Source organism: Catenuloplanes nepalensis, assembly GCF_030811575.1.
GTDB classification, from domain to species: Bacteria; Actinomycetota; Actinomycetes; order Mycobacteriales; family Micromonosporaceae; genus Catenuloplanes; species Catenuloplanes nepalensis.
Genome location: NZ_JAUSRA010000001.1, coordinates 7,228,958 through 7,244,751 on the forward strand (window position 1 = coordinate 7,228,958; position 15,794 = coordinate 7,244,751).

General features: G+C 72.1%; 12 protein-coding genes. 5 read left to right on the top strand and 7 right to left on the bottom strand.

What is annotated here, in order from left to right:
• Positions 1-93 precede the first annotated feature (93 nt).
• Together J2S43_RS31115 and phoH2 are read right to left on the bottom strand one after the other, a co-directional pair.
• Complete coding sequence (locus J2S43_RS31115; RefSeq protein ID WP_306835125.1) at positions 94-840, bottom strand: aggregation-promoting factor C-terminal-like domain-containing protein; 747 nt, start codon at positions 838-840, stop codon at positions 94-96.
• 316 nt (positions 841-1,156) lie between these two features.
• The gene (gene phoH2 / locus J2S43_RS31120) at positions 1,157-2,428 is read right to left on the bottom strand and encodes an RNA 5'-3' helicase PhoH2 (RefSeq protein WP_306839561.1); all 1,272 of its coding nucleotides are present in this window, start codon (positions 2,426-2,428) and stop codon (positions 1,157-1,159) included.
• Positions 2,429-2,912: 484 nt separating this feature from the next.
• On the opposite strand from phoH2, the gene otsB reads away from it, so the two are divergent.
• The gene (gene otsB / locus J2S43_RS31125) at positions 2,913-3,722 is read left to right on the top strand and encodes a trehalose-phosphatase (protein WP_306835126.1); all 810 of its coding nucleotides are present in this window, start codon (positions 2,913-2,915) and stop codon (positions 3,720-3,722) included.
• A gap of 396 nt (positions 3,723-4,118) precedes the next feature.
• Here otsB and J2S43_RS31130 read toward each other — a convergent pair whose 3' ends face one another.
• Together J2S43_RS31130 and J2S43_RS31135 are read right to left on the bottom strand one after the other, a co-directional pair.
• Positions 4,119-4,889: an isoprenyl transferase gene (locus tag J2S43_RS31130; RefSeq protein ID WP_306835127.1), complete on the bottom strand. Its 771-nt coding sequence runs from the start codon at positions 4,887-4,889 to the stop codon at positions 4,119-4,121.
• Between the two features lie 181 nt (positions 4,890-5,070).
• Positions 5,071-6,921, bottom strand: a complete 1,851-nt coding sequence (locus J2S43_RS31135; protein WP_370881797.1) for a phosphoenolpyruvate carboxykinase (GTP) — start codon at positions 6,919-6,921, stop codon at positions 5,071-5,073.
• Between the two features lie 313 nt (positions 6,922-7,234).
• Between J2S43_RS31135 and J2S43_RS31140 the strand changes: the two genes are divergently transcribed.
• The 4 genes from J2S43_RS31140 to J2S43_RS31155 all read left to right on the top strand — a co-directional run bounded on the left by J2S43_RS31140 (position 7,235) and on the right by J2S43_RS31155 (position 9,698).
• A complete protein-coding gene (locus J2S43_RS31140; RefSeq protein WP_306835129.1) occupies positions 7,235-8,002 on the top strand; it encodes a sigma-70 family RNA polymerase sigma factor in 768 nt (255 codons plus the stop codon).
• A 13-nt stretch (positions 8,003-8,015) separates the two neighbouring features.
• A complete protein-coding gene (locus J2S43_RS31145) occupies positions 8,016-8,495 on the top strand; it encodes a GtrA family protein (RefSeq protein WP_306835130.1) in 480 nt (159 codons plus the stop codon).
• A gap of 70 nt (positions 8,496-8,565) precedes the next feature.
• Positions 8,566-9,201 (top strand): GtrA family protein, encoded by a 636-nt coding sequence (locus J2S43_RS31150; protein ID WP_306835131.1) that lies wholly within the window; start codon positions 8,566-8,568, stop codon positions 9,199-9,201.
• A gap of 8 nt (positions 9,202-9,209) precedes the next feature.
• Positions 9,210-9,698, top strand: a complete 489-nt coding sequence (locus J2S43_RS31155; protein ID WP_306835132.1) for a MaoC/PaaZ C-terminal domain-containing protein — start codon at positions 9,210-9,212, stop codon at positions 9,696-9,698.
• Here J2S43_RS31155 and J2S43_RS31160 read toward each other — a convergent pair.
• The 3 genes from J2S43_RS31160 to J2S43_RS31170 form a co-directional block, all read right to left on the bottom strand.
• Positions 9,695-10,237: a PH domain-containing protein gene (locus J2S43_RS31160; RefSeq protein ID WP_306835133.1), complete on the bottom strand. Its 543-nt coding sequence runs from the start codon at positions 10,235-10,237 to the stop codon at positions 9,695-9,697. The two genes, J2S43_RS31155 and J2S43_RS31160, sit on opposite strands and share 4 nt — an antisense overlap.
• 103 nt (positions 10,238-10,340) lie before the next feature.
• Complete coding sequence (locus tag J2S43_RS31165; protein ID WP_306835134.1) at positions 10,341-11,219, bottom strand: biotin--[acetyl-CoA-carboxylase] ligase; 879 nt, start codon at positions 11,217-11,219, stop codon at positions 10,341-10,343.
• A gap of 688 nt (positions 11,220-11,907) precedes the next feature.
• Positions 11,908-15,732, bottom strand: a complete 3,825-nt coding sequence (locus J2S43_RS31170) for a hypothetical protein (protein WP_306835135.1) — start codon at positions 15,730-15,732, stop codon at positions 11,908-11,910.
• Between the last annotated feature and the right edge of the window lie 62 nt (positions 15,733-15,794).

Consider the following 15,794-nt stretch of genomic DNA (forward strand, 5'->3'; position numbering starts at 1 on the left):
GCATTCGCACCGCATGCCGCATATCCGGTGAAGCCGGGACAGCGAAGGGGCGCGCGAGCGAACCGCCCGCACGCCCCTCGTCGCATGTGTTACCTAGTACCAGCCGACGCTCTGCGAGTGCGCCCAGGCCTCACAGGGCGTGCCGTAGCGGCCCTTGATGTAGCCGAGGCCCCAGGTGATCTGGGTGGCCGGGTTGGTCTCCCAGTCGCTGCCCGCGGAGGCCATCTTGCCGCCCGGCAGGGACTGCGGGATGCCGTACGCGCCGGAACTCGGATTCTGCGCCTGGTGGTTCCAGCCGGATTCCTTCGTCCACAGCTTGTCCAGGCAGGGGAACTGGTCGATGCCGAAGCCGGAGTCCAGCATGATCGCGCAGCCGGTGGCGCGGTTGCCGCTGTACTCACCGCAGGACTCGGGGATCGGGCCGGCGAACGGCGCCGGGTCCGAGCCCGCGCTGTCGTCGCCCGCGGCGGCCTCCTCCTCGGCCTTCTCCCGCTCCTCGGCCTCCTTCGCCTCCTTCTCCGCCTTCTCCCGCTCGGCCTTGCGGCTGGCGGACTCCTCGGCGGCGGCGGCGCGCTTGGCTGCGGCCTGGGCGGTCTCGGCGGCCTTCTCGACGGCGAGCCGCTCGGACTCGGCCTCCTTGGCGTGCACCTTGGTGTACTCGGCGTGCCGATCCTTGATGTACTGCTCTTCCGCGAGCGTGGCATCGAACTCGGCCTGTGCGGAGACGCTCTGCTGTTGAATCTCACGGTCCTGGCTCAGGTACACACCACCGGCCACTCCGGAGAGCAGGAGGGCGACGGACGCCGAGCGGACACCGTAACGGCTCCACAGCGGACTCACGAAGGGGTCCCTTCGTCGGGGGCAAGGACGCGGCGCGGAGATCGATCGCCCGGGACGGCCCCAATGGCCAACCACGGAGTGTGACGGATCCACGCCGCAAGCGCCCCCGACTCGACAGAGCCGGCCTCGCTGCCACCCGGATCCGAACGGTCCGGGTGGGCCGGAAGACGATCTCCGGCAGCGAGAGTCTCGACGGACGCCCGTCGAACACCCTCACCCAGCGCAAGGCCTAAGTGAAATGCTCAGGCGCATTTGTGAGATGTGACACACGACGAAAGCCTTCAGACGCGGACATATCTCAGTTGATCGAGACCCTCTAACGTGGGATGTCCTCCAGGAGGTCCGTGACCACCTCAGCAATCGGTGACCGCTCCGACCGGGTCAGCGTCACGTGTGCGAACAGCGGGTGACCCTTCAGCGCCTCGATCACGGCCGTGACCCCATCGTGACGACCCACTCGCAGATTGTCACGCTGCGCGACGTCGTGGGTGAGCACCACCCGAGAGCCCTGACCGATCCGGGAGAGCACGGTCAGCAGCACGTTCCGCTCCAGCGACTGGGCCTCGTCCACGATCACGAACGCGTCGTGCAGGCTCCGCCCGCGGATGTGGGTCAGCGGCAGCACCTCGAGCATGCCGCGCGCCATGACCTCCTCCATCACGTTCTCGTGCACCACCGCACCGAGCGTGTCGAAGACGGCCTGCGCCCAGGGCGACATCTTCTCCGACTCCGAGCCGGGCAGATAACCCAGCTCCTGGCCGCCGACGGCGTAGAGCGGGCGGAAGACCACCACCTTCTTGTGCCGGCCGCGCTCCATCGTGGCCTCCAGGCCCGCGCAGAGCGCCAGCGCCGACTTGCCGGTGCCGGCCCGGCCGCCGAGCGACAGGATGCCGATCGACTCGTCCAGCAGTAGGTCCAGCGCGATCCGCTGCTCGGCGGACCGGCCCCGCAGCCCGAACGCCTCGCGATCACCCCGGACCAGCTTCACGGTCTTGTCGTGCATGACGCGCGCCAGCGCGGAGCCGCGCGGCGAGTGCACGACGAGACCGGTGTGCACCGGCTTCCCCGCCACCTCGTCCAGATCGAGCGCCTCACCGGAGTAGAGCCGCTGCACCTCCGCCTCGGAGAGCTCCAGGTCGGCCATGCCCGTCCAGGTCGCGTCCATCGCCTGACCGTGGCGGTACTCGTCCGCCACCAGACCGACGGACGCCGCCTTGACCCGCAGCGGCATGTCCTTGGAGACCAGCGTCACCTCGCGGCCCTCTGCCGCAAGGTTGAGCGCCACGGAGAGGATGCGGGCATCGTTCGACTCGTTTCGGAAGCCGTGCGGCAGGATCGAGTCGTCCGAGTGGTTGAGCTCGACGCGCAGCGTGCCCCCGACGTCGTTCGCGGGCACGGGCTGGTCCAGCCGGCCGTGCTTGATCCGCAGGTCGTCGAGGAGTCTCAGGGACTGCCGCGCGAACCAGCCCAGTTCCGGGTGGCTGCGCTTGCCCTCCAGCTCCGTGATCACGACGAGGGGGAGGACCACCTCGTGCTCGGCGAAGCGGTGGAACGCCGCGGGATCGGACAGCAGCACCGACGTGTCCAGGACGAAGACCTGGGCGGATCGGGCTTGAGGAGGCTCCCCGTCCGTGCCGCCCGCCGCCTCGTGGTGCTCGCTGGCGTCGGTTGCGGACTCGGTCACGGGGAGGGCGGTCGGGTCGTGATCGGCCCGAGAAGTGGTTGGACGAATCGTCACAGGCCTGCTCCGAACGGGCGTGCACCCGAGCCCACCCGCAATCCGCCTCCACCGGTGGCCCTTGCATGTCACGGGGTCGGATGCGGGCCCCGTGGCGCACTCCGTCGCAGGTCCGGGCCAGGCCGGCCGGCTCGGGAAAACCCCGTGCCGTGAGTAAGACGCTAACTGCACAATGCGACTACGACCAGATGCGCAAGGTTACGTTTTCCCGCCGCGTCGGTGCTGGCCAGCGATGAGTGAAAGCATTCACGTACTGTCAAGACTGATTTTCGGCGCAGTGAATGAGCCTCTGTTCACTCGGTCGTGACGGGCTCCTACGGGTACGCTGACCGGCGTGTCGTCGAACCGGATAACCCCCACCGAGGCCTGGCAGGCCACCGCGAACCGTGCGGCTGACTGCGCCCTCTTCTTCGACTTCGACGGCGTCCTGTCGCCGATCACCGACGACCCCGAGGCGTCGCAGCCGGTGCCCGAGGTGCTCGAGGCGCTCGACGCGCTCTCCCGCCTGGTCCGCCGCGTCGCCATCGTCTCCGCGCGCCCGGTCGACTTCCTGCGCGCCCGGTTCGGCACGCTCTCCGAGGTCGACCTCTTCGGGCTGTATGGGCTGGAGCGCAGCCACGGTAAGGGCGAGACCGTCACCGAACCGGCCGCGCTCCCCTGGGTCCCGGTCGTCGAGGAGGTCGCGGCGGACGCCCGCGCCGCGCTCGGCGACAGGGCCTACGTCGAGTTCAAGCGCCTCTCGGTCGCGCTGCACTGGCGCAAGACGCCCGAGCACTCCGCCGAGATCGAAGCCTGGGCGCACGCCGAGGCCGAGCGCCGCGGCCTGAAGGTGCAGCTCGGGCGCAAGGTGATCGAGCTCAAGCCGCCGGTCGACCGGGACAAGGGCTTCGTGATCAGCGAGGCCGTGCTCTCCGTCGGCTGCGCGTGGTACTTCGGGGACGACGTCTCCGACATCAAGGCCTTCGACGCGCTGCGCGCCCGCACCGCGGTCGAGCCCGGCTTCCTCGGCGTGTGCGTCGCGGTGGCCAGCTCCGACGAGACCGGCCAGGAGGTCTCCGACGCCGCCGACTTCACCATCGAGTCCCCGGTCGCGGTCGGCGCCTTCCTCGCCGACGCCGTCAAGATCCTCCAAGCCAACGCCTGACCGCACCGGCCCTCCGGTCCCGCCCGAAGCCCGGCCACACGGCGCCTTACATCCGGCTTCGCCGTGTGCCCGGCTCTCCCGAGGCGGGGGCGCGGCGCACTAAGCCCGGCTTCGCCTTGTGGCCGGCCCTCCCGACAGCCCGGACGTGCGCCGCCTTAACTTCGGCTTCACCTTGTGGCCGGCCCTCCCGAGAGCCCGGGCGCGGCGCTCCGGTCCGGCCTCGCCGGGCGGGTGGCCCGGCGCCGGGCGGTTGTCGCGCTGAGGTATCCGGCCACAGCGCTCGCGGGAACACGCCCAGAGCGGCCACGCCGGAAGCGGGAGAATGATCTGGATTTGAACTGCCCCGGCCTGCCCACAGCTCGCGGCTGTGGGGCGACCTCACGCGAGCCGGCGGACTCAGGCGCCGAAGCGGCGCTGGCGGTCGCCGTAGGCGCGGAGCGCGCGGAGGAAGTCGGTGCGGCGGAAATCGGGCCAGTTGGCGTCGCAGAAGTAGAACTCGGACTGGGCGGACTGCCACAGCAGGAAGCCGGAGAGGCGCTGCTCGCCGCTGGTCCGGATGATCAGGTCGGGGTCCGGCTGGCCCTTGGTGTAGAGGTGCTCCGCGATGTGGTCGACATCGAGGACCTCGACCAGCTCCTCGATGGTGCCGCCGGCGCGGGCGTGCTCGGAGAGCAGCGAGCGGACCGCGTCGGCGATCTCCCGGCGGCCGCCGTAGCCGACCGCGAAGTTGACCTCGACGCCGCCGGAGCGGGTGCGCGTCTTCTCCTCGGCGGCCTTGAGCGTGGTGGCGGTCTCGACCGGCAGCACGTCCATCGCGCCGACCATGCGCAGCCGCCACGGGTTGCCCTCCTCGGCCAGCTCGGTGCCGAGGACCTCGATGATGCGCAGCAGCGGGTCCAGCTCCCTGGCGGGGCGCCGCAGGTTGTCGGTGGCCAGCAGGTAGAGCGTGACGTGCTCGATGCCGGCCTGGTCACACCAGTCGAGCAGATGCTTGATGCGTTCGGCGCCGACGCGGTGGCCGTCGTTCGGGTCGATGAAACCCATCTCCTTGGCCCACCGGCGGTTGCCGTCGCACATGACGCCCACGTGCCGGGGCACCGGCTTGCCGACCAATTTGCTGGTCAGCCGCCGTTCGTAGGCGCTGTAGACAAGGTCCCGCAGATTCATCACCACGCAGCCTAGCCACCGTGGCAAGCGGCGCCAGGGCCGGTGGGGCATCGGACACCGTATTAAGCGTTTTTCGTCCGCTTTTGTGGAGGTCTGAAAACGTCACAATCCGGCCACACGGGGGACGGCTCGATGGTCGGACGTCCCCCGCGCGGCGCGAATCAGCCGAGGCGGCGTGTAATCAGGCCAGGCGGGCCCTGAGCGCGTCCAGTTCGGCCCAGAGCGCGGCCGGCAGCTTGTCACCGAACCGCTCGAACCACTCGGTGATCAGCGGGAGTTCGGCACGCCACTCGTCCGCGTCGACCTCCAGCGCGGCAGCGAGCGCCGCCGGCGGCAGCGACAGGCCTGTGACGTCGATCGCGGACGGCGGCGGGACCAGTCCGATCGGCGTCTCGGCCGCGGCGCCGCGGCCGTCCAGGCGCTCGGTGATCCACTTGAGCACCCGGATGTTCTCCGCGAAGCCGGGCCACAGGAAGCCGCCGTCGTCGTCGCGCCGGAACCAGTTGACGTAGAAGATCTTCGGCAGTGCCGCGTCGGAGGCCGACTTGCCCAGCGAGATCCAGTGGTTGAGGTAGTCGCCGGCGTGGTAGCCGATGAACGGCAGCATCGCCATCGGGTCGCGGCGCACCACGCCGACCTCGCCGGTCGCGGCCGCGGTGGTCTCGGACGAGAGCGTGGCGCCGAGGTAGACGCCGTGCGTCCAGTCGCGCGCCTCCGCGACCAGCGGCACCGTGGTCTTCCGGCGCCCGCCGAACAGGATCGCGTCGATCGGCACGCCGCGCGGGTCGTCGTACTCGGGGGCGAGCGTGGGGCACTGGCCGATGGGTACGCAGAACCGGCTGTTCGGGTGCGACGACAGCTCGCCGCCGGACGGGGTCCAGGAGTCGCCGGTCCAGGACGTCAGGTGCGCGGGCGGTTCGCCCATGCCCTCCCACCAGACGTCGCCGTCGTCGGTGCGCGCGACGTTCGTGAAGATGGCGTTGCCGCGGGCCAGCGTGCGCATCGCGTTCGCGTTCGTGGTCCAGTCCGTGCCGGGCGCGACGCCGAACAGCCCGGCCTCCGGGTTGACCGCGTAGAGGCGGCCGTCCGGGCCGAAGCGCATCCAGGCGATGTCGTCGCCGATCGTCTCGACCTTCCAGCCGGGCAGCGCCGGGTCGAGCATTGCCAGGTTGGTCTTGCCGCAGGCGGACGGGAACGCACCCGCGATGTGCCGCACCCGCCCCTCGGGCGAGGTCACCTTGATGATCAGCATGTGCTCGGCCAGCCAGCCCTCGTCGCGGGCGAGCACGCTGGCTATCCGCAGCGAGTAGCACTTCTTGCCGAGCAGCGAGTTGCCGCCGTAGCCGGAGCCGTAGGACCAGATCTCCCGGCTCTCCGGGAAGTGCGAGATGTACTTCGTCGGGCTGCACGGCCAGGGCACGTCCGTGTCGCCGGGCTCGATCGGCGCGCCGACGGAGTGCAGCGCGCGGACGTACTGCGCGTCCGTCCCCATCGCCGCCAGCACCGCGCCGCCCATGCGCGTCATGATGCGCATGGAGGCCACGACGTACGCGCTGTCCGTGATTTCGACCCCGAATTTGGGATCCTCGGCGTTCAGAGGCCCCATACAAAAAGGAATCACGTACATGGCACGACCACGCATAGCGCCGCGGTACAGCTCCGTCATCGTGCGTTTCATCTCGTCCGGCGCGACCCAGTTGTTGGTGGGTCCGGCGTCGGCCTCGTCGGCCGAGCAGATGAACGTGCGTTCCTCCACCCGGGCGACGTCCGACGGGTCGGTGCGCGCCCAGAACGACGCGGGCCGATGATCGGGGTTGAGCCGGACCAGGGTGCCCGTCTCGACCAGCTCGTCGGTGAGCCGGCGGTACTCGGATTCGGATCCGTCGCACCAGACCACGCGGTCCGGCATCGTCAGGTCGGCGACCTGCCGGACCCAGGTGAGCAGATCTCGGTGTGCGGTGGGGGCTGTCATCGCGAATCTCCTTAGGTCGACGCTGACCGTTCGCGTGTACGCCGGAGCAGGCGGAAGCAGGTCCGCTCGGCCGTCACGGGAGTTCTCCTCAGCGTAAGGCGAATGACGTTTCAGTTCAGCGCGGCTTTTCAGTGAACAAATGCACAGATTGCGGCGCAGCTGCACTTTCACGGTTGTTTTGACGGTTCGGCGCGCAGTCGTGCGCAAGAACTTCGGGGAGAGACCGGGTCTGCACAATCCGGACTTTTTGCCATAAGCTCGGAGTCATCCGACATCCCAGGCGTACCTCCCCAACCCCGTCTTCAGGAGGCAAGCAATGGGCACTGATCACTCTTCCGACTCATCGTTGAAACCGGCGAAGCCCGACAAATCCATGGAGCCCTCGCTGGCGCTGGAGTCGCTGGACTCCGCGGTCGAGGACGCGGCCCTGCTGGACGCGGTGCGCGCCGGCGACCCGGACGCCTACGGCACCCTGTGGGAACGCCACTCGGACGCGGCCCGTGCACTGGCCCGCACGCTCGTCCGCGACCCGGCCGACGTCGACGACCTGGTCGCCGAGACGTTCGCCAAGGTGCTGGCGAAGTTGCGCGCCGGCCAGGGCCCGCAGCTCGCGTTCCGCGCCTACCTGAGCACCACCCTGCGGCACGTCTGCTACCACCGGACCCGCCGGGACCGGCGACTACAGTTCACCGACGACCTGACGCGGTACGACGTGAGCGAGCCGTTCCCCGACCCCACGCTGGCCGCGCTGGAGCAGGCGTACGCGGCCCGCGCGTTCCGCAAGCTCCCGGCCCGCTGGCGGGAGGTGCTGTGGCGCACCGAGGTCGAGGGCGCCACGCCCAGCCAGGTCGCACCGCTGCTCGGCCTCACGCCGAACGCGGCCGCGGTGCTCGCCCACCGCGCGCGGGAAGGGCTGCGCCAGGGATATCTGCGCGAGCACCTGGCCGGCGCGGCGTCCGCGGACTGCCGGTGGACCAGCGACCGGCTCGGCGGATTCCTGCGGGCCCGGCTCTCCGCCCGGGAGCGCACCAAGGTGGGTCACCACCTGGCCCGCTGCCGCCAGTGCGCGCTGCGGGCGGGCGAACTGAGCGAGGTCAACGGCGGTCGATGCCGCGTGCGGGTCCGGCACGCGCACACCTGAGTACCCTGTCCGGATGCACAAGCTGTGGGCACGCTTCGGCCACCTCGTCCAGGAGATCGGCAAGTTCGGCGTGGTGGGCGGCATCGCGTTCGTGGTCGACTTCTCGATCTACGCGTTCTGCCTGCAGGGGCTCGGGATGGAGACGCTCACGGCGAAGGCGATCGCCGCGTCGATCGCCGCCACGCTCGCGTTCTTCGGCAACCGCTTCTGGACCTGGCGGCACCGGGAGCGGTCCGGCCTCGCCCGCGAGTACGGGCTCTACTTCTTCTTCAACCTTGTCGGAATTGGTGTGGCGCTCGGCACACTCGCGCTGACTCACTACGGGCTCGGTTCCGTCTGGCCGATTTTTCAGACGGAGGCCGCCGACTACATCTCTGCCCAGTTCCTGGGCACGGCGCTCGGCACGCTCGTCCGGTTCTGGTCGTACCGGACGTTCGTCTTCGTAGCGACGACGCCACCGCCCGTACCTGCGGAAAGTACGGAACGTGACTAAGAACACCGCAATGAATTTGCTACCGACCGGTCCCCCGCTCACATCCGACAACCTGTCGTAAGGTGGCCGAATGCGTCTTCTCCGTCTGCTGCCGGAACGGTGGCAGAAGCTGATCCGCGAGGCGGCCAAGTTCGGCATCGTCGGCGGCGTCAACTTCGGAATCAACTTCGCCATCTTCAACATCCTCATCCTGACCGTGATGCAGGGTGGGCAGCTGAAGGCGAACGTCATCGCGACCGGCATCGCGACCCTCACGTCCTACCTGATGAACCGGCACTGGACGTACCGTGACCGCCCGAAGTCGAGCATGCGCCGTGAGTACGTGCTCTTCTTCTTCTTCAACGCGGTCGCGCTCGGCATCGAGTCCGGCGTGCTCGCCGGATTCAAGTACGGGCTCGGCCTGGAGACACTGCTCGCGCTCAACATCGCCAAGTTCGGCGGTCAGGTGCTCGGCACGCTGTTCCGGTTCTGGTCGTACCGCACGTTCGTGTTCCGCAAGGTGCCGGCCGGCCAGGTCGACCACCTGCACATCGAGGACATCGACCCGCACGCGATGGCCGACCTCGACCTCACCGCGGAGCTGGCCGAGCACTCCACGCACCACGACGTCGACGAGGGCACCGAAACCCGCCCAAACGGCGTCGCCGCGGTCGCTCCCGCGCAGCGGACCGCGGATAGCACCGCCGTGCCCAACCCGACGTCCTGACCGAGACCGTGATCCTGTCCGGCACGGGTGAGCCGGCGGACGTGTTCTTCGAGGACCTCACCCCGGGGCTGGTGTTCGACCTCGGGGTGACGGCCGTCGACGAGATCGAGATGATCACGTTCGCGGAGCGGTTCGACCCGCAGTGGTACCACGTCGACGGCGACCTGGCCGCCCGCAGCCCGTACCGCGGGCTGATCGCGAGCGGCTGGTTCACCGCGAGCCTGTTCATGCGCGCGTACGTCGAGCACCTGCTCCAGCGCGCCGCCGCCGACGCCTCGCCCGGCATCGAGGAGCTGCGCTGGCTCGCCCCGGTCCGCGGCGGGGACCAGCTCGGCACCCGGCTGGAGGTGCTCGGCCGCCGGCCGTCCGACGCCCGCCCCGGCCTCGGCACCGTCACGCTCGAGGGGACGATGAGTCGCCTCGACGCCGCCGGATACCCGGAGGAGGATGTGCTCCGCCTCCGGTTCCGTGGCTGGTTCCTGCGGAGATCGGCCTAGGCCGGGTTCCCCTGCGCGTTCAGCGCGTCCCGCAACTCGCCGTCGCCGAGCGTGTGCTGGTCCCGGTCCGCCTCGACCAGCTCGTACAGCGTGGTCTGCACCTGCTCGATGCGCGGGATGTCCACCAGCACCGACTGGCCCCGCTCCCCCGCCGACTCGATGGTCAGCGTGCCGGAACCGAGCAGCCGCTCGAAGAAGTGCTGCGTCATCGAATGGTCGTTCACCCGGGACAGCGGGATGTCCCGCCGGTCGCGGTTGAGCACGCCCTTCTGCAGCAGCACGCGCTCGTTCGTGAAGACGTAGTTCGTGGTCCGCCAGACCAGGAACGGCCACAGCGCCCGCCAGGCGACCAGCGCGATCGCCGCCACGACGATCACCAACTGCCCGATCATCCAGCCCTCGGGCAGCAGGAAACTCGCGCCGACGGCCGCGACCGCGAGCACGGTGACGAACACCGGCCCGATCAGCGCCTTCCAGTGTGGGTGAAGGTGCAACACGACGTGCTCGTCACTGGTGAGCACGTCCTCCGGAAAGGCCACGGGATCCTCCTCTAGGGGATTTGCGCAGCACCGTAGCGCGTGCGTGCCAAACCTCGGGCGCAGGGTCACGATCATCATTCGCGGGTACGGGTGTGCGCCCCGATCAGCGCAGGTGAACGACGTCCCCCGCGGCCAGCGGGCGGTCGCCGGCGGGCGTGCGCACCAGCAGCCGCGCGTCGTCGTCCACACCGGTCACGAAGCCGGACACCTCCGCGCCGTCCGGCAGCAGCACCCGCACCGTGCGGCCGATCGTGCCGCAGCTGGCCCGGTAGGCCGCCCGCAACCCGCTCGCCTCCGCGTCCCCGCCGGTGTCCCGCCAGCGCGCGTACCAGTCCGCGAGGCTCCGCAGGAACGCCTTGAGCAGCGGCTCCCGATCCGCGTCCGGCGCACCGGCCAGCACCAGCGACGTGGCCGGCGGGCCGGCCGGCCGGTCGGGCAACTCGTCCGCGCGCAGGCTCACGTTCAGCCCGACGCCGATCACCACCGCGCCGGGCACGCCCTCGGCCAGGATCCCGGCCGTCTTCCCCTCGCCGTCGCCGACCGGGACGAGCAGGTCGTTCGGCCACTTGAGCGAGGCGTCCAGGCCGGTCACCCGGTGCACGCTCTCGCGCAGCGCCACACCGGCGAGCAGCGGCAGCCAGCCGTACGCCGTCATGGGCACCGCGGCCCAGCCACGCGCCTCGTCCGGCGCACCCGGCCGCAGCAGCACGCTCAGCGACAGCCCGGCCCGGGCCGGCGACTCCCAGCTGCGCCCGAGCCGCCCCCGTCCCGCGACCTGGCGCTCTGCCACCACGACCAGGCCCTCCGGCTCGTCGTCCCGGGCCGCGGCGGCCACGTCCGCGTTCGTCGAGCCGGTCTCGGCCCGCACCTCCAGCCGCCGCCACAGCGCGCCCGGCGTCAGCAGCGCGCGGCGCAGCGCCCGCTCGTTCAGCGGCGGCCGGCCCAGATCCGAGTACGGGCTCCCGCCCGCTGCGAACGACATCCGCCCAGCCTACGGCGCCCCGCCACAGAATCGCCGAGCGCCCGCACGCGGGCTCCCTCCGCTTCGCTGACCCACAACACCGTCGAGCGGACCGCCTCGATCCCACGAGGCCGGGCCCACCCACCGCGACAAAGCCGGGCAAAGCACCCCCACTCAACGCAGGACTTTGCTCTGCTTACCCCCGACAAACGTTGAGCGAGCCACCCCGGTCCGCGCGAGCGTCCGCTCTGCTTACCCCCGACAACGTTGAGCAGACCGCCGCCAGTCTGCGCGGGAGTCTGCTCTGCTTACTCGCGACAACATTGAGCGAGCCGCCCCAGTCCGCGCGGAACTCCGCCCTCCTTACCCGCGGCAACGTTGAGCAAACCGCCCTCTGTCCTCATGGGAGGTTTGCTCTGCTTACCGGGGTCAACATTGAAGCGGATCGCCCACTTCGCGCCGCTCTCCATGCGGCGGCGCACCGCTGGTAAGCAGAGCAAAGGTGCGAGGAAAGGCCTGGCACCGGTCGGGTTGACGGTGCGCCTGTGCCAGGCCGGCGGTGCCTGACGTGCGCCAGTTGGGTGGCCGCCGGTGTGCGGCCCCGATCGGGTGGCGACTGGCGTGCGGCCGGCCGGGTGGCGACTGGCGTGCGGCCGGCCGGGTGGCGGCCGGTGTGCCATCAGCCGGCCGCGTGACGGCCGGTGTGCGGTCAGCCGGCCGCGTGACGACTGGAGTAGATGGTCGAGCGCGGGCTGGGCGCGCTCGGCGCCGGCTCCGGCGACTGTCCGGCCACGGCCGCTGCGGCCGGGCGCGGCAGGCTCAGCGAGACGCTCTGCCGCGTGTGCAGATCACGCGGGCGGCTGTCGCGGGAGCCGGACCGCTCGGCGATCGCGGCGATCCGCGCGAGTTCGGCGAGGTCGCCGAGGTTCGCGAAGCCCTTGCGGCCGGCCCGGCTGGGCGCGCTGACGGTGGCGTCGGCCGGCGGCGGGACCGCGTCGGCCCGCCGGGGCGCGGGGCGCGCCTCGGGCGGCCGACGGCCGGCCGGGGTGAGCTCCGCGGGACGGGCGCCGCCGGACGCCTCCGGCCGGCTCTCGGGCCGGGCCCGGTACGGCTCGCCGTCGCGGACACCGGCCTGACCCGGCACAGGGCCGCGACCGGGGTGGTCACGGTTCACGGCGCCGGTGCGGAAGGCGGTGCCGGTCCGGCCCTCGGAGGCGGACCAGCCGCCGGAGCCGGTCCGGCTCTCGTAGACGGTCCGGCTGTCGGACTCGGCCCGGCCGCGGGAGTCGGTCCGGCCGAAGGGCCGGGCCGGGTCGGCCGAGCCATTCCACGGCATGTCGTGATCGTGCGAGGCGCGGCCGTCGCCCGGCGCCGTGCCCGCGCCGCCCATCGTGGCGGGCCGGCGGCCGATCAGGTCCCGGTCGTCGACCGGCCCTCCGTCGCCGGTCCACGCGACCGAGCCGGGCGCCCGGTCGCGGGCCTCGGGATTACCGTGGCTCAGGACGCGGTCACGGCCGGCGGCCGGAGCACCACCCGCCGCCGCACCCCGATCCGCGGCAGGATCCCACTCCGCTGCCGAGTCACGGCCCGTCGTCATCCGACCGGCGGCTGCGCCACCGGCCACAACCGCCTCGCGGCCCGCCGCCGTCACCCGGCCAGCGGTAACATCGCCGGTCGCCGCCTCACGGCTCGCCACCGAGTCCCAGCCCGACGACACCCGGCCAGCGGCCACGTCGCCAGTCGCCGCCGCCTCACGACCCACCACCGAGTCCCAGCCCGACGACACCCGGCCAGCGATCACATGGCCGGTCGCGGCCGTCTCGCGGCTCGCCGCCGAGTCCGGGCCGGCCGCTGTCGTCGGGACGGTGGTCGCGTCGCGGGCTACGGCGGCGTCGCGGCCGAGGGCCGCATCGCGGCTTGCCGCGAGATCCCGGCCGGCCGGCGTCATGCGGCCCGTGCTCACATCGCCGGCCGCGGTCATCTGGCGCCCGGTGGCCATGTCGCGCCCCGCCGCCGTGTTCCAGCCGGTGGCCAGGTCACGACCGGCGGCCGGGCCGGGTGCCGATGGGGCGAGCGGGGTGACCTCCCGCGCGTTGGTGAAGTCCCAGCCCGCCGTCGCGTCACGGCGGGCGGGCGGCGTGACGGTCGCGGAGGGCTCCCGGGGCGTGGTGAAGCCGTGGTCCTGGGCGAGGTCCCGGCCGGCACGCCGGATCCGGCCGCCGGCCTGTCCGCGGCCGGTCCTCGGATCGTCGTTGACCTGCGGGTCCATGACGGCGGAGGTCGCTCGCGGCGACCGCTCGGTGCTCGCCTCCCAGGCCGGGGTGACGTCGTGACCGGAGTAGGAGCCGCGCGTCGCGGCCGCGCGCTGGAGGCGGGTGTTCCCCGCGAAGTCGTTGCGGTCCACGGCGGCGTCGAACCCGCCCGCGGCCCGGCGCCCGCCGCCCCCGGATCGGTGTTCCGGCGTGTCCCAGCCAGCCGGGAAGGCCGGCGTCTGCACCACGGTCGCCGCGTCCGCGAATCCGGCACCGTAGGTATCGTGCCGCCGGTCGCCCACCGGTTGACCGGCCTCGGCGCCGGACGCGGCACCGCCGCCGCCGAAGCCGTCCCGCCCGCTGCGGCCACCCACGCCGCCGAAGCCGACGGTCACCTCGGAATCGTCTCCACCGGCGCCGTTCGCCCGCGAACGGTCCGTGCCGAAGCCGGTCGCGCCGGGGTCACCTCCGCCGAACCCGTCGGCTCCGAAGCCGCCCGCGCTGTAGCCACTCACACCTGAGCCGGCCGCACGGATCGATCCCGCACCGGGGCGCTCGCCACGCGAGGCGCCGTCGTAGTCGCCACGCGGGACGCCGTCATAGTCGCCACGCGGGACGCCGTCGTAGTCGCCACGCGAGGCAGCGTCACCAGCAGCATGGCCGTGGCCGGCCGGGCCCGCCACGTTTTGATGCGCCGCACCGGCCGAGCCCGCACCCGCGTCCGTCTCCCGGTATGCCGCCCCGGCCCGATACCCGTCACGATCGGCCCCCGCGTCGGTGTCGGGACGGTAGCTTCCCCCACCGGAGGCGACGCGGTAGCCGTCGTCGTGCGAGCCGTCGTAGGCGCCGCCCTGAACCGGCGCTCCGCGCCCCGCGCGCGCGGCGCCGTAGTCCTTCCCACGGTGGCCGTAGTCGTCGAGACGGTCCGCGGTGTCCGCCCGGGCGGCACGACCCTCGTCGTAGCCGTCCGAGGGCGGCCGGGCGTCGTACCGCTCGCCTGCCGCGGCGCCCTGCCGATAACGCGCGTCGCCGTATCCGTCGGCGTAGACCGGCTCCGGCGTGCCCGCAGGCCAACCCGGTCGCGTGCCGTGCCCCTCCGGCCGCCCCGCACCCGGCGTCTCCTGACCCCCTGGCACCACATACCCGCCGGACGCGTCGTGACCGCCCGGCACCGCACGACCACCGAAAGCCTCACGACCACCGAAAGCCTCACGGCCGCCGGAAGCCGCATAATCCCCGGCAGCCTCGTAACCGCTGGACGCCGCGTAACCGCCCGGCGTCTGGTGACCGGCCGGCTTCCCGTAACCACCGGAGGTCTCGTACCCGCGCGGCTCCTCGTAACGCTCCTGACCGGTCCCGCTCGCACCGGGCCCCGGAGGCACGGCCGCGAAGGCACCGGAGTCCTCGCCCGCGTCGGCCGGCCCCGCCGCGTCCGGCCAGTAGGACAGCGTCGCCGCGTCCGGTGCCGGTCGTGGCGTGGGCCGCGGTCGCGCCGGCCGGGCGACCGCATCGGCGCCGCCGGCCATGCCGCCCTGGCCCTGCGGCGCCCCGGACCGGACCCCGGCCGCCGCGCCCGGCGAATCCGCCGTGGCGGGCTTGCCGGATGCCGCGGGAGACGGACGGGACGGAGCGGGGCGGGAACCGCCGGCCGGTGCACCCGGTCGCAGGCCGGACGCGCCCGGCGTGCCGGTGCCGTACCCGGCGGCCGCGTAGGAACCCGGACCGTACGTCTCGGCGTCCGGGTAGGAGCGCGCCGCACGCGCGTCCCAACGGCCGTCGACGGATCCGGTGGCGGGCTCGAAATCCGGGGCGTTCGTCAGCGGGGGCTCCGGGGTCGCGGGCGGCGGCGTCTCGTCGTACCGCTGCGGGTCTCTGGGTTTGCTGGTGCGCGGCCGTGCGGCCGTGTGCCGTCCGTGCGGGCGGCGTCCGATGGCCGGGAGGAGCTGGGTGAGTTCGGAGACCACCGGGATGAGCATGGTCGGTGCGGTGATGCGGCGCCGTTGTTCGGCGCGGGGGTGGACGACCTTGCCACGGGATCGGCGGGCCGGGGTGTTCGCGCGGCGGGCGGCCTCGGCGGCGGCCAGGTGCGGCAGTTCGCGCGCCGGGATCTGCGCGGCGCGGCGGGCCTGCTCGATGCGCTCGTCGTCGCTGAGCGAGTCGTCGGGCCCTTCGCGGCGACGGGCGGCGGCGCGGGACGCGGCGCGCAGCACGAGGCTGAGCGCGACGAGTGCGATGAGTGCGGCCAGGCCGCCGGCGATGAGGGCGACGCCGTAGTGCGTCACCGCGGGGTCCCTATCGTCACGCCACTTGTAACGAAACGGGCAATGTCGGCGGTACGCCCCCG